Origin of the sequence: Exiguobacterium sp. UBA1053, assembly GCF_002316465.1 — a bacterium.
In the GTDB taxonomy this organism is placed as follows: domain Bacteria; phylum Bacillota; class Bacilli; order Exiguobacteriales; family Exiguobacteriaceae; genus Exiguobacterium_A; species Exiguobacterium_A abrahamii.
Window position 1 is genome coordinate 138,196 of record NZ_DCDO01000013.1, and the last position, 13,593, is coordinate 151,788.

General features: G+C 45.8%; 12 protein-coding genes. 1 reads left to right on the forward strand and 11 read right to left on the reverse strand.

Annotation, left to right across the window (positions count from 1 at the left end; genetic code table 11):
* Window positions 1-42 precede the first annotated feature (42 nt).
* The 4 genes from B3G15_RS08495 to B3G15_RS08510 all read right to left on the reverse strand — a co-directional run bounded on the left by B3G15_RS08495 (window position 43) and on the right by B3G15_RS08510 (window position 3,689).
* The gene (locus B3G15_RS08495; protein ID WP_023468657.1) at window positions 43-927 is read right to left on the reverse strand and encodes a MerR family transcriptional regulator; all 885 of its coding nucleotides are present in this window, start codon (window positions 925-927) and stop codon (window positions 43-45) included.
* Window positions 928-998: 71 nt separating this feature from the next.
* Window positions 999-1,193: a hypothetical protein gene (locus B3G15_RS08500; RefSeq protein ID WP_050677448.1), complete on the reverse strand. Its 195-nt coding sequence runs from the start codon at window positions 1,191-1,193 to the stop codon at window positions 999-1,001.
* A gap of 43 nt (window positions 1,194-1,236) precedes the next feature.
* Window positions 1,237-2,667: a RecQ family ATP-dependent DNA helicase gene (locus tag B3G15_RS08505; RefSeq protein WP_290720009.1), complete on the reverse strand. Its 1,431-nt coding sequence runs from the start codon at window positions 2,665-2,667 to the stop codon at window positions 1,237-1,239.
* Window positions 2,667-3,689, reverse strand: a complete 1,023-nt coding sequence (locus B3G15_RS08510) for a helix-turn-helix domain-containing protein (protein WP_035396806.1) — start codon at window positions 3,687-3,689, stop codon at window positions 2,667-2,669. The genes B3G15_RS08505 and B3G15_RS08510 overlap by 1 nt, the downstream gene beginning before the upstream one ends.
* 230 nt (window positions 3,690-3,919) lie before the next feature.
* Between B3G15_RS08510 and B3G15_RS08515 the strand changes: the two genes are divergently transcribed.
* A complete protein-coding gene (locus B3G15_RS08515) occupies window positions 3,920-4,168 on the forward strand; it encodes a ferredoxin (RefSeq protein ID WP_023468661.1) in 249 nt (82 codons plus the stop codon).
* A gap of 129 nt (window positions 4,169-4,297) precedes the next feature.
* Here B3G15_RS08515 and B3G15_RS08520 read toward each other — a convergent pair whose 3' ends face one another.
* The 7 genes from B3G15_RS08520 to B3G15_RS08550 all read right to left on the reverse strand — a co-directional run bounded on the left by B3G15_RS08520 (window position 4,298) and on the right by B3G15_RS08550 (window position 13,558).
* The gene (locus tag B3G15_RS08520) at window positions 4,298-5,257 is read right to left on the reverse strand and encodes an ABC transporter permease (protein WP_290720015.1); all 960 of its coding nucleotides are present in this window, start codon (window positions 5,255-5,257) and stop codon (window positions 4,298-4,300) included.
* Complete coding sequence (locus B3G15_RS08525) at window positions 5,257-6,327, reverse strand: ABC transporter permease (protein WP_023468663.1); 1,071 nt, start codon at window positions 6,325-6,327, stop codon at window positions 5,257-5,259. Before B3G15_RS08525 ends, B3G15_RS08520 begins: the two co-directional genes overlap by 1 nt.
* On the reverse strand, window positions 6,324-7,853 hold the full coding sequence (locus B3G15_RS08530) for an ABC transporter ATP-binding protein (protein WP_023468664.1): 1,530 nt from the start codon (window positions 7,851-7,853) through the stop codon (window positions 6,324-6,326). Before B3G15_RS08530 ends, B3G15_RS08525 begins: the two co-directional genes overlap by 4 nt.
* A gap of 66 nt (window positions 7,854-7,919) precedes the next feature.
* The gene (locus tag B3G15_RS08535) at window positions 7,920-8,993 is read right to left on the reverse strand and encodes a BMP family lipoprotein (RefSeq protein WP_023468665.1); all 1,074 of its coding nucleotides are present in this window, start codon (window positions 8,991-8,993) and stop codon (window positions 7,920-7,922) included.
* Window positions 8,994-9,122: 129 nt separating this feature from the next.
* A complete protein-coding gene (locus B3G15_RS08540; RefSeq protein WP_023468666.1) occupies window positions 9,123-9,842 on the reverse strand; it encodes a GntR family transcriptional regulator in 720 nt (239 codons plus the stop codon).
* A 222-nt stretch (window positions 9,843-10,064) separates the two neighbouring features.
* Complete coding sequence (locus B3G15_RS08545; RefSeq protein WP_214859812.1) at window positions 10,065-11,078, reverse strand: BMP family lipoprotein; 1,014 nt, start codon at window positions 11,076-11,078, stop codon at window positions 10,065-10,067.
* A gap of 332 nt (window positions 11,079-11,410) precedes the next feature.
* Window positions 11,411-13,558, reverse strand: coding sequence for a DNA translocase FtsK (locus B3G15_RS08550; protein ID WP_055968625.1), 2,148 nt, complete (start codon window positions 13,556-13,558; stop codon window positions 11,411-11,413).
* Between the last annotated feature and the right edge of the window lie 35 nt (window positions 13,559-13,593).

Genomic DNA, 13,593 nt, shown 5'->3' on the forward strand with positions numbered 1-13,593 from the left:
CAAAACCGGAAACACAGATGTCTCCGTTCGTTATGAACCATACTATACACCAGTTGTCGGAGTGAGTCGACTTAACCAACTTTTCCAAGATTGATCGTCTGCACCAAGTAAATGTGGACCATATCGTTCCGGGAGCTGATCGACCGCATAACCACCAAGACCAATCTCAAGATCCGGAAAATCAGACATCAAACGTGCTAACGCTTCATCAAGTAACGGTAAATGATCCGATAACGTGCAGGAAAGAATAACGGCTTTCGGTTGCAACTGATGCGTGACCGTCACCAAGTCCTGAACCGGTATACCGGAACCGAGGAAAATGACATCAAATCCAGATTGACGTAAGTAAAGCGTGAAGAACAGTAGCCCGAGTTCGTGTTCTTCTTCCGGCGCACAGACACAGACGATTCGCGGTAAAAATGGATTGATCGGCATCTGTAACGACAGTGTCGAGAGACGGGCTCTTAGAAATGCCGTCGCAAAATGCTCATGCGCAATCGTAATCTCTCCCGACTCCCACTTCACTCCAATCTCATGTAAGAGCGGACCGACGATGTCCTGAATGACTTTATCGAAGCTAAACATCGAGAATGCTTTATTCATGATGTCGTGCGCATGTCGTTCTTCAAAGTTCGTCAATGCCTGGAACAACTGATCTCGCAGTTCGACTCCATAATCGTGCGGTACCTCAGCCCGATTAACAGGCATCTCATACAATTGGATTGCTTTAGAGACAGACAATCCCTCTTTTTGTTTATCGACGATCCAGCGTAATTTCGCGACGTCGTTATCACTATAAATTCGATGTCCGGATTCACTTCGATCCGGATCGAGCACCTGATATCTCCGCTCCCAAGCACGAATGGTCGTCGGGTTGAGTCCCACTAACGCAGCGACTGCTTTGATATTATATTTCCCACGATCCATGCATCGTGCCTCCTTCCCCTTCCTTTCTAGTATACGCTGAAAGGAAAAAAATCTCCGTTCACAATGTGCCCTTACATCATGAAACCGATGGAGACGAAGGCGATGATGATCGTGATCATGAGTACCGTAAGCGTGATCGCTAGCGGATTTTTTCGAAACGGTTGTTTCAATCGCTCGTTACGAACGTGTTCGATACGCGAAGAACGCGGTGGCAATAACTGATCCTCTTCGTTCTGATGCAACCGTCGTTGATCTTGTTTACTCAATGTTTATCACCTTTTCTTGAAAAATATAACGATATTGTCTAGTTTACACCGAATCTAGTGATGAAAAAAAGACTTGTTCTAAACGCATTTTCCAATCTACCGGTTGATGGGTCTTTCTCTTCACCGGATTTTCCCATTCAATCGTTCCGCACACATCACAACACCGTGGTTGTAAGATTGCCTCCTCATCAAAATGATGCAACAACATCGTACGGCGACATTCGTTCCGATGAATGTAGTCCATCATCAGGTTGACCTCTTGTCTTTTTAATTGTTTACGTTCCGTTTGCCACTGGATGATTCGTTCCTTCGACCACCCGTTCTCGAGTTGCGATTTTAGTAATCGATATGCCGGATCTTCCGGATTAAGACGAAGACGACTTTCCATCTTGGCATAGGATTCGCCTTGATTCATCCCTTGTTGCAATTGATCGATCCACAAGACGGGTGCATATTGCGTGTCAATCAAGTAGGTTTGTAGTTGTTCATCTTGAGCAGCGTAGAGTAAAATCGCCGTTGCCCCTTTACCGTCTCGACCGGCGCGTCCGACTTCCTGCATATAGGCTTCGATCGTCGCAGGCATCGTATAGTGAATGACCGTACGCACGTTGCCTTTATCGACACCCATTCCGAACGCACTCGTACACACGAGACAATCAATCTCATCATGAAGAAACTGTTGTTGAACAAGCTGGCGATCTTCTATCGTCAACCCAGCATGATAATAGGTCGCGCCGTCAATGATTCCAGCAATTCGTTCCGCTTCTTTACGGGTCGTTGTATAGATGACGCATGGGCGAACGATGCGTTCCATCCACCGATCAACTGCCGCATCTTTTTCTTCTCGATCAACGCGATCGACAACATATTGGATTTCTGGTCGGTTGACAGAACGACGGATGATTTGTGGTTCGCGCATACGCAGTTGTGTTCGAATATCTTGCTCAACAGCACGAGTCGCTGTTGCGGTTAAGGCGAGACATGGTGGAAGACCTAGTTCTTGTCGAATTTGACCAAGTCTTGCATACTCCGGTCGAAATTCGTGTCCCCATTGTGAGATACAATGCGCTTCATCGACGACGAAGAGCACAATATTGACCTGTTTTAGCCGAGCCCGAATCTGCGGCAGCGCGAGTTGTTCCGGTGATAAGTAAAGATATCGTAGATGTTCGAGTACAGATAAGATCTGCTCCTTCTCTTCTCGTGTCTCGACAGATGTTAATTTAGCGACAGATCGCTCTCCTCTGCGCTTGATTTGCATGACCTGGTCTTCAATCAACGAGAGTAACGGAGACAAAATCAACGTCAGCCCTTCATTTTGTACATAAGAAGGAAATTGATAACAGACAGACTTTCCTCCACCTGTCGGCAAAATTGCTAGTGTATCTGTTCCGTTTAGGATGGCATCGATGATTTGGCGTTGCCCTGGTCGAAATGCTTCGTAACCAAAATGACGATGCAATAACGCTTCCATTACATTCCCTCCCATTTACTACGTGCTAACACCAATCGAATTTGAAAATAAGATATATCGGATTGCATCTCACTCTTGATTCGCTTTAGCGCGTAGGTTCCGAGTCGCTGTGCAATCTGTCGTACCTCTTCTTGCTGAGATGGCGTGACAAAATGATCCAGCGGAAACGAAGGAGCATACATCGCAATCTCAACGAGATGATCTTCCATCGTACTATTTTTTAATCGTCTTCGGATCGCAACCGCTTCAACGGTTAACCCCTGTTGCAATAACTCCCATGTTTTTTTCGCAGACTGCGTCATTTTTGTCGTGTGTAGATCAGCGCCTATTTGCTTTAAAAGTGGTGTTTTTTCCAAGTCATCGATGCACTTTCGCCAAGCGATCGTAAATTCGTATTGGACAGTCTCCACATCTGTTTTCATCATTTGAGCTAATTGTGGATAAGACCATCCTGCTTGCACGCCAGACAAGCGGTAACTAATTAATGTCGCATCTCGTTCTGATAAGCGCTCAAGGAGAAATATCAACTCTTGCTGCATATCATGTAACCATTCTGCTCGATTTGAGATGATCGGAAGAACACTTTTTACCCATTCACGGACGATGGTTTCCTGTTGCACAGGAATGAACGGCTGTTTTGCTTCTAAACAAATCATCGTTTGAACCAAAAGGCTGAGTCGTTTCCACATCATCTCAGCATAACCACGAAGTTCTCCACCTAGTTGATCAATGATCGCACGATCCGTTTGATTTATCAGTCGTGCGCCTTCGTGCGTCAGTCGCAAGGTCTCTTGCCGCTCAATCCAATTCTTCTGCGCGAGTTCAGCCAAGATTGTTTCGAATCGTTGTTTACTGACTAATACAGTACCGAACACCGATTCCAAATCATAAAAATGGGCATCTTGCAGAGAAGTCGCTGATTTCTTTCCTTGAAAAACATGATAAAGACTCCGGTCTGATCGTTCATTTCGAAGGCGCTGAATCGATTCCAGAAAAATACGCTCGAGTAAAGAAACCTCCATATGTCACGCTCCCTTCTAATGTAAATTGTTTATCAATTTGAAGATGATTTCCCATCCTTTTTCTTTTCGTTACGTTTTAGACATACTATTTGCGGGCATGTGATGATATATACATTTTCTGTTGTCACTTACGCTTCGTCATTGAAATGCAACGATGAGTCCGATACAATGACATATAGATGAGAACAGCGTGTTTCAATAATGTTTTCGTATAGAGAGGAGACCGTTCAATGGCTAAATTTACGATTGTCGACAAAGATACTTGCATCGCTTGTGGTGCTTGTGGAGCAGCGGCACCAGATATCTATGATTATGATGATGAGGGTTTGGCGTATGTCATTCTTGATGATAACAATGGTACTGCCGAAATTCCAGAAGCATTATTCGACGATATGATTGATGCATTCGAAGGTTGCCCGACGGATTCAATCAAAGTAGCAGATGAATCGTTCGATGGCGATGCGTTAAAATTCGAATAAGTGAATAAAAAAAGATGTTTCCTCGCGAAGCATCTTTTTTTATTGGACTTTTTCTCATTCAATCTATCGATTATCTAAAAAAACCGGACATCGCCAATTGGCAACATCCGGTCTATGATTAGTAAAAATTTAGCGTTTTCCTTTGATATACGGTACACCGACAGCTTTTGGTGCATCCGCACGACCAACGACACCAGCAAGTGCTAAGATCGTCAATAAATACGGCGCAATCAACAGATACACTTGTGGAATTTGATCGAGTAACGGCAATTGCTGACCGATGATCGAAATCGCTTGAGCGAACCCGAAGAAGAGGGCTGCCCCCATGGCACCGAGCGGGTTCCATTTTCCGAAGATCATCGCCGCAATCGCGAGGAAGCCTTGACCGAGAATCGTCGTCACACTGAAGTTCAATGAAATCGACGTCGCGTAGACAGCACCAGCAAGACCACCGAAACCACCAGAGATCATGACGCCGATGAAACGCATCTTCGTGACGTTGATTCCCATCGTGTCCGCTGCCATCGGGTGTTCCCCGACAGAACGTAAACGAAGACCGAATGGTGTCTTGAAGATGATGTACCATGCGACGAACGCGAGAACGATTGCGATATACGATGTGTAGTAGACGTTCGCGAAGAACATCTTCAAGACTGGAATATCAGACAAGAATGGTACATTCTCTTTCGAAATCCGGTTTGGAATCGAATCCGTCTGTCCTTTACTGTAAAGTGCCCGGACAAGGAAGATCGCAAGACCGACCGCAAGCAAGTTGATCGCTACACCAAGAACCGTTTGATCTGCTCGGAATAGGATTGCTGGAATCGCAAGGAACAGTGAGAAAACTGCTCCAACGACGATCGCGATGAGCATCGCAAGCCAAGGACTCGCAGCACCTAATCCCATTTTCGATAAAGTCAATGCCGTGATGACACCTGTGAAGGCACCCATGACCATTAATCCTTCTAACGCGATGTTGACGACGCCAGAACGCTCACTGAAAATGCCGCCAAGTGCTGCAATGATCAACGGAGCCGAATAGGCGAGTGCGATTGGCACGATGATATAAAGTACTTCAAGAAAGCCCATTATTGACCGGCTCCTTTCGCTTTTTTAGATTCTTTCTTAACCGTGAACTTCTCGATGACGAGACGAATCGCGTAACCCGAAGCCACGAAGATGATGATGAATGCGATGATGATTTTGATCAGTTCCGGTGGAATACCAATCTGTTGCATCGACAGACCACCGATGTTGAGTCCCGCAAACAGTAACGCCGCGAGAACGACACCAATCGGGTTATTCGCACCTAACAAGGCAACCGCGATTCCGTCGAATCCAACACCTGTGAAGGACGCGTTCAATGTCATGTTTTGGAACGTCCCAAGACCTTCCATCGCTCCAGCGAGACCTGCAAAGACACCAGAGATAACGAACGATAGGATGATGTTCCGGTTAACGCCCATACCTGCATACTCTGCAGCATTCTTGTTGAATCCAACTGCTCGGAGTTCATAACCCAGCGTTGTTTTCCACAAAATGAACCAGAAGACGAGGGCAGCAATGACTGCGATGAAAATCCCGTTATGCAAACGTGAAAAATCCGTGATCTCTTGTAAGAACGGTGACGCAAGGGATGCTGATTCCTTGACTGACTCCGTCCGCTCGTTCGTAATACCGATGACGTGACGTAAAATATCATTCGTCACATACAACGCGATATAGTTCATCATGATTGACGTGATGACTTCATGCACGTGGAATTTCGCTTTTAAGATACCAGGAATCGATGCCCAAAGTGCACCTGCTAAACCTGCTCCAATTAGAGCAAGCGGTAAATGAATCGCCATCGGTAGATCAAACTCAATCCCGATCCAAACTGCGACCATCCACCCGACGAGAACCTGACCTTCAACCCCGATGTTAAAGAGTCCAGTTCGGAAAGCAAATGCGACAGCAAGACCGGCAAAGATCAACGGAGCTGCTGCTCGCAATGTTTCACCGATGCTGTATGGTTCGCCAAAAATACCATAGAATAACTGATCAAAACCGGCAATCGGATCATACCCGCCGATGACCATGACGATCGCCCCGACGACCATTCCAAGGATGATGGAAAGAATCGGAATGAGGATGCCGTAAAAACGCTCTAACTTCATGAATGACCTACCTCCTCTTTCTTACCGCCGGCCATCAAGAAGCCAAGCTCGATCTCATTCGTTTCTTTTGGATCCAAGAAGGCAACTGTTTTTCCTTCATAAAGAACGGCAATCCGATCTGATACTTGAAGAATTTCTTCGAGTTCGAATGAAATCAACAAGACAGCGCGACCTTTTTCGCGTTCAAGAACCAACTGTTCATGAATGAACTCGATTGCTCCGACATCCAGACCACGTGTCGGCTGTGCTGCAATCAATAGGTCTGGTGAACGATCCACTTCACGCGCAATGATCGCTTTTTGCTGGTTACCACCTGACAAGGCACGAGCAAACGTCTCTGGACTTGGAGTTCGGACGTCGAACTTCTCGATGAGCGTTTTTGCTTTTTCCATGACTTGTTTATAGTTCATGATGCCTGCTTTTGAATACGGTTGTTTGTAATACGTTTGTAAAACCATGTTATGTCCGATTGAATAATCGAGGACAAGTCCATGTTTATGACGGTCTTGCGGAATGTGACCGACACCTGATTCCGTCACTTTACGTGGCTTCAAGTTTTTGATCGATTTATTGTTGAGGAAGATTTCCCCACTATCCGCTTTACGAAGACCAGTGATGGCTTCAATCAATTCCGTCTGCCCGTTTCCGTCGATTCCGGCAATTCCGACGATCTCTCCAGCACGAATGTCGAGATTTAATCCATCGACGGCTTTGATGCCACGACTGTCCTTGACGACTAAGTCCTTGATGTCGAGAACGAGTTCTTGTGGAGTTGCCTTGGAATACTCCGCATTAAAGTTGACTTCACGACCTACCATCATTTCAGCAAGACGCGACTGTGTCATCGTCTCATCGATATCGACCGTTCCGATATACTTACCACGGCGAATCGTCGTACAGCGATCAGCTACTTCCATGATTTCTTTCAGTTTATGCGTGATGAGGATGATCGACTTTCCTTCTGCGATCAAACGATTCATGATCTGAATCAATTCCTTAATCTCTTGTGGTGTCAGGACAGCAGATGGTTCATCGAAGATCAAGATGTCTGCACCACGGTACAACGTCTTTAAAATTTCAACACGCTGTTGCATTCCGACTGAGATATCCTCGATTTTTGCATCAGGATCAACAGCAAGACCATACTGTTCAGAAATCTGGCGTACCTTCTCACGTGCAGTTGCACGGTCGATCTTAATTCCGGCACGTGGCTCTGCACCTAAAATGATGTTTTCAGTAACAGTGAAATTTTGAACGAGCATGAAGTGTTGGTGCACCATACCGATTCCAAGATCGTTCGCGACGTTCGGACTCGTTATATTGACTTTTTCACCACGTACACGAATTTCTCCAGCCTCAGGCTGATACAAACCAAATAAGACGTTCATCAGCGTCGATTTTCCGGCACCGTTTTCACCAAGTAAAGCGTGAATCTCACCTTTCCGAAGCTGGAGCGTGATGTTATCATTTGCGACGAAACTGCCAAACTCTTTTCTGATGTTTAGCATCTCAATGACGTATTCCAAGAAAATCCACTCCCATGTTTAGTTTAAAAGGGGGAGCCGCAATGCTAGCGACCCCCGCTTTCATTATTATTTCAGTGACGCTTCGTATTCTTTGTACTCGTCGTCTGTCGCTGGGACTTTGATGTCGCCATCGATGATTTGTTTTTTGTACTCTTCGACTTTGTCGAGCGCTTCTTTCGAAACGTTGTCTTTTGAAGGTGCGATATCAACACCGCCGTCTTTCAAACCGAACTCAACGACTTTACCTGCTGGGAAGTTGCCGTCTTTCGTATCTTTCGCGACTTGTTCAACTGCTGTATCAACGCGTTTGACCATTGACGTCAATGTGACGTTCTCTGGCATACCTTCTTCGACTTGGTCACGGTCTACACCGATAACCCAAACATCTTCACCGTTTTTCTTACGGTTTTTCGCTTCTGTGAATACCCCTTGTCCTGTACCACCAGCTGCATGATAGATGACGTCGACTTTTTTACCGTACATACCTGAAGCGATTGCTTGTCCTTTTTCAGCAGCGTTAAAGTCTTCTGCATATTGAACTTCGATGTCAGCGTCTGGGTTGACTGCTTTAACACCTGCTTTGAATCCACTTTCGAACTTCTTGATCAAGTCAGAGTTAACGCCGCCGACGAATCCGACTTTATCTGATTTCGTCGTCAAACCAGCAACGACACCAACAAGGAATGATCCTTCATTTTCTTTGAAGACGATTGACGCGACGTTTGGCTTGTCAACGACCATATCGACGAGTGCGAAGTTGTTCTTTTTGAACTGATCCGCTACTTTACCGATATCTTCAGCCATCAAGAATCCGATACCGAGGATCAAGTCGTATTTAGCACGAGCTAATTGCTGAAGGTTTGGTTGGTAATCCGATTGTTTTGCAGATTGAAGATATTTGTAGCCAGTACCTTCTTTTAAGTCGTTGTCTTTTCCGAACTTCTGGATACCTTCCCAAGCAGATTGGTTGAATGATTTATCATCCACGCCGCCTGTATCTGTAACCATACCTACTTTAAAGCCTTCTGATTTGCTACCGCTACCTGAATCTTTTGAATCGTCGTTGCCACCACATGCTGCAAGGACCGAACTCATTGCTAAACCTGTTGCTGCTAATGCGAGAAGTGACTTCTTTTTCATCTGGAAAATCCCCTTTCGAATATGGTCATACAAAGTTCAAGACTACGTCTAGCACCCGAGGCTGGCGATGAGGAGCGTTACGTAGGTTATGACGGAAAGCGCTTTCAGTATTCATCCTAAAACAATGGCTCACACACGTTTACGGATGACGTGGAAATCAAACTTATCTGCTCGGAAATAGTTCGCTGAAAAAAGAACGGAACGGTCGAGCTCATCATAATGCGTTTGACGCAAAGCGAGCAGAGGTTGGTCCGTATGTAATTGTTCAGCGATTTTCGGATCAATACGTGGCTCGATGTGCGTCACGGCATGCGTGACACGTCGTCCAAGTTCTTTTTCTAAAGCATCAAATAATGATGTCGAAGAGGTGAACTGCTCTTCATTTTTAATATAATGGCTTGGAATCTTATCGATACAATAGACGACAGGAACATCCCCTGCGAGTCGGATTCGTTCGATTCGATAAACCAATTCATCCGGACCAAGTTGAAAACGCTCTCGGTCGCGCTCAGTCGGTTGGACCATCTCGGATGATAACACTTCTGATGTCGGAACCATACCTGCGCGCGCAATCATTTCTGTTACGCTGTACAATTCTTCGATTCCAGAAGTAAACGGTGGTCTTGCATTGATAAACGTACCGACACCGTGTTTACGGATGACGATGTTCTCATCTTCAAGAATTCGTAATGCCTCTCGAAGAGTAGCTCGACTGACGCCAAGTTGCTTTGAAAGTTCAAACTCTGAAGGGAGCTTCTCGCCTTCCTTGTAAACGCCGTCATCGATGTCAGACTTGATCTTTTCAATCACACGTAAATAAAGCAAACGATGATCTAATTTAATCGACATGACGCATCTCCATCCTCTATCTAGTTGTAACCAGTGCTCAGACTTCTGACGTATGAGAACTCCAGCCAAGATAAGTATATGACGCCCAACACAATCCTGCAATCATTTTGTAACAGGTTAGAAGTCTGACTTCTGGCGCTTTTGTAACCCTTTTCATAACGCAATCAATAATGGAAGAAAATAGGGCATTCTACCTAAGAATGCCCCTTCTTTTTTCAACGCTTATTGCTCAGGTACTTCGATTTTTCCAGAAACGACATCTGATTTTGCTTTCTCAAGCGCAGTCAACGTCTTCTTCGAAATCTTTTCAGATGGTACGATATCAACGCCATCTTCTTTCAGACCATAACGAATCGTTTTGCCGCCCTCGAGTTTACCATCCTTCGCTGCGTTTGCTGTATCTTCGACTGCACGGTCGACACGTTTGATGACAGAAGTTAATGTAACATCTTCCGGCATACCCTCTTCTTTTTGGTCTCGGTCGACACCGATGACTGAGACGTTTTCACCGTTTTTCTTACGGTTCTTCGCCTCTGTGAAGACACCGTTTCCTGTACCACCTGCTGCTGGGAAAATGATATCTGCGCCTTTACCATACATTCCAGCTGCGATCGCTTGACCTTTTTCTGGAGCTGCGAAGTCTTCCGCATATTGGACATCGATTTTAATCTTCGGATTGACGGATTTGGCACCTGCTTCGAAACCGGCACGGAAACGCTCGATGACGTCCATCTTCATCCCACCAACGAAACCGATGTGATCTTTTTTCGTCTCCATTGCAGCAACGATCCCTGCAAGATACGCTCCTTCATTTTCCTTGAATGTGATCGACGTGACGTTTTTTCCTTCAACGACGTTATCGACGATTGCGAATTGTGTGTCTTTGAATTGATCAGCAACTGTTTTGATATCCTCATTGAACGTGTTCCCGATTCCGAAAACTAAATCTTCTCCCCCACGAGCAAGACGTGATAGATTCGGCTGATAATCTTGTTGCGATTTAGATTGTAGATAAGAGAATCCTTCATTCTTTTGAAGTTTGTTGTCTTTACCGTATGCTTGCAGACCTTCCCAAGCGGATTGGTTGAACGATTTATCATCGATCCCACCCTTATCGGCTACCATCGCTACAGAGAATTGATCTTTTTGATCGGCTTTCTCACCTGAACCACCACAAGCAGCAAGACCAACCGTCGCTACTGACATCATCGATACGATTACCTGTTTCTTCTTCATTTCATCCATCTCCTCTGCAATTATGAGAGCGCTTTCATTATCTATTTGTGAAAAAGCCGCTCCCAGCCCTCGTGTTGAAGGTCGGTCACTCATATGACTGAGTATGCCAAAAACACTACTGAAAATCAACAGACGTCTGACAACTATTTTCATGAAAGCGATTTTATTTTTGATGCATTTATGAATTTTTCCAGTCATTTCTATTTATACAAAATCATCATGTCTTTTTTTCATGTGTCTTTTCTTTTTTTCGAGACACCAGTTCTTATCTATACATTTTTTTAGAAAAGAAAAGAAGCCTTGGAATATTCCACGACTTCCTTTCTACTCGATTAACGTCCCATGACGCGACGTGGTTTAGATCCTTCAGATGGACCAATCAGACCGTTTTCCTCTAACGCATCAATAAGACGGGCAGCTCGGTTGTAACCGATGCGGTACTTTCTTTGAATCATCGACGTAGATGCCGTCTCTTGTGTCAGAATGAACTGGACGACCTCATCGTAAAGTGGATCGTCAACCTCTGTTTCGCCCTCTGGCACATCTTTTGGAATCATCGCTTCAACATACTGTGCCTTTTGCTGACTGATGACATGATTAACGACCTTCTCGACTTCTTCGTCCGATAAAAAGGCTCCTTGTACACGGACCGGTTTGTTCATGCCATTACCAAGTAACAACATATCTCCTCGTCCGAGCAATTTATCAGCACCTCCCGTATCAAGAATCGTCCGCGAGTCGGTCGCGCTCGATACACTGAATGCGATCCGCGACGGGATATTCGCCTTGATGACACCAGTGATGATATCAACACTCGGACGCTGAGTCGCGATGACCATATGAATTCCTGCTGCTCGTGCCATTTGTGCAAGTCGCATGATCGCATCTTCGACTTCGTTTGACGCGACCATCATCAAGTCGGCTAACTCATCGACGATGACGACGATGTACGGTAATCGTTGATGCACTTTTTCCTCAGCATTCATCTTATCGATCAATGCATTATAGCCTTCGATGTTACGCGCTCCGTTTTGACTGAAGATCTCATAACGACGTTCCATTTCTGAGACGACCTGTTTTAACGCCTGCGCTGCTTTTTTCGGATCGGTGACGACCGGCGCTAAGAGATGCGGAATCCCGTTGTAGACGTTCAATTCGACCATTTTCGGGTCAATCATCATCAAACGGACTTCATCTGGTCGTGCCCGCATCAATATCGAGACGATCATCCCATTGATACAGACCGATTTACCGGAACCGGTCGAGCCGGCAACTAAGACGTGTGGCATCTTATTCAACTTCGCTGTCACCGTCTCACCAGAAATGCTTCGTCCGAGTGCAACGAGCAAACGATCGCTGTCGGATTGGACGCTCTCCGCTCCTAGTACTTCTCGAAGTGATACCATGGCGACTTCACGGTTCGGCACCTCGATTCCAACAGCCGCTTTACCCGGAATCGGTGCTTCGATCCGGATATCTTTTGCGGCTAACGCTAGCGCTAAGTCATCGGCGAGTCCCGTGATTCGACTCAGCTTGATTCCTTGTTTTGGTTCAATCTCGTACTTCGTGACACTAGGTCCGAGATGAATCTTTAAAACTTTTGCTCCGATCCCGAACGACTTTAAGGTCGCAATCAATTTCGTCGCATTGTCCTTCAGTCGTTTGTTCTCACCGGACAAGTCTTTTGATGTTGGTTCTGCTAACAAATCAAGCGACGGCAATTGATAACCGTCAGGTGTCTCTGTCATCGTCAACGGTCCTTGTGTCTCCGCTGCTTGCGGTTCAACATGATCCGTGAAACCGATGATCGGAACGTCTTGAATGTTGACGGAAGGATCTTCTGCTTCTTGTTCCGTTTCGATCGGTTCCTCGACAGTTGCTGGTCGCAATGTCTTCGTTTTTTTCTCACGAACCGGTTTCGCTTTCAACTCTTTTTCGACACGAGGACGTGGTGTCCGTTCACGATTGCGAAACTCTTCTGCACGTTCTCGGAGCCCAAGCCACAGCTCTCCATAAAACGATGGGTTTAGTATATGAACGGCCGTTCCGATGAAGAACAGACCAATCAAGAAGGCACCCACGCTCGAAATATAATAAGCTGCGTTTTGATAGAGCCATCCATTGAGAATACCACGTGGTGCTCCGAGCAATAGATCAATCCAGACGACTGAACCCATCAGTAACATCGACCATGCCCATTTTTGAGCACGCGACGCATTCGAGAGGAGTAAAAGTAGCACAGCACCGATTCCACCATATAATAAGGAACCGAACTGACCAATTAACCGCTCTCCTCCATCGGCTAGCGTCAGTCCGACTTTCCCGAACTCCCCGAAAGCGAGAACGAAAGCTAATAATGAGACGATTGCGATGATGGTCGCATATGTACGATACGCAATCGGCTGACGTTGTTTCTTCGCTGCCGGTCGTTTCCGTGGCGGCGTTTTTTTTCGTACAGGTTTTCGTTTCGTCGTCGCCATACGTCATCCCTCCTGATAAAAAAACGGCTCAGTGG

What these genes read in the sequence shown, in the direction of transcription:
- B3G15_RS08495 (WP_023468657.1), bottom strand. Translation starts at nt 927, where the DNA reads ATGGATCGTGGGAAATATAATATCAAAGCAGTCGCTGCGTTAGTGGGA.
- B3G15_RS08505 (WP_290720009.1), bottom strand. Translation starts at nt 2,667, where the DNA reads ATGGAAGCGTTATTGCATCGTCATTTTGGTTACGAAGCATTTCGACCA.
- B3G15_RS08510 (WP_035396806.1), bottom strand. Translation starts at nt 3,689, where the DNA reads ATGGAGGTTTCTTTACTCGAGCGTATTTTTCTGGAATCGATTCAGCGC.
- B3G15_RS08515 (WP_023468661.1), top strand. Translation starts at nt 3,920, where the DNA reads ATGGCTAAATTTACGATTGTCGACAAAGATACTTGCATCGCTTGTGGT.
- B3G15_RS08520 (WP_290720015.1), bottom strand. Translation starts at nt 5,257, where the DNA reads ATGGGCTTTCTTGAAGTACTTTATATCATCGTGCCAATCGCACTCGCC.
- B3G15_RS08525 (WP_023468663.1), bottom strand. Translation starts at nt 6,327, where the DNA reads ATGAAGTTAGAGCGTTTTTACGGCATCCTCATTCCGATTCTTTCCATC.
- B3G15_RS08535 (WP_023468665.1), bottom strand. Translation starts at nt 8,993, where the DNA reads ATGAAAAAGAAGTCACTTCTCGCATTAGCAGCAACAGGTTTAGCAATG.
- B3G15_RS08540 (WP_023468666.1), bottom strand. Translation starts at nt 9,842, where the DNA reads ATGTCGATTAAATTAGATCATCGTTTGCTTTATTTACGTGTGATTGAA.
- B3G15_RS08545 (WP_214859812.1), bottom strand. Translation starts at nt 11,078, where the DNA reads ATGAAGAAGAAACAGGTAATCGTATCGATGATGTCAGTAGCGACGGTT.
- B3G15_RS08550 (WP_055968625.1), bottom strand. Translation starts at nt 13,558, where the DNA reads ATGGCGACGACGAAACGAAAACCTGTACGAAAAAAAACGCCGCCACGG.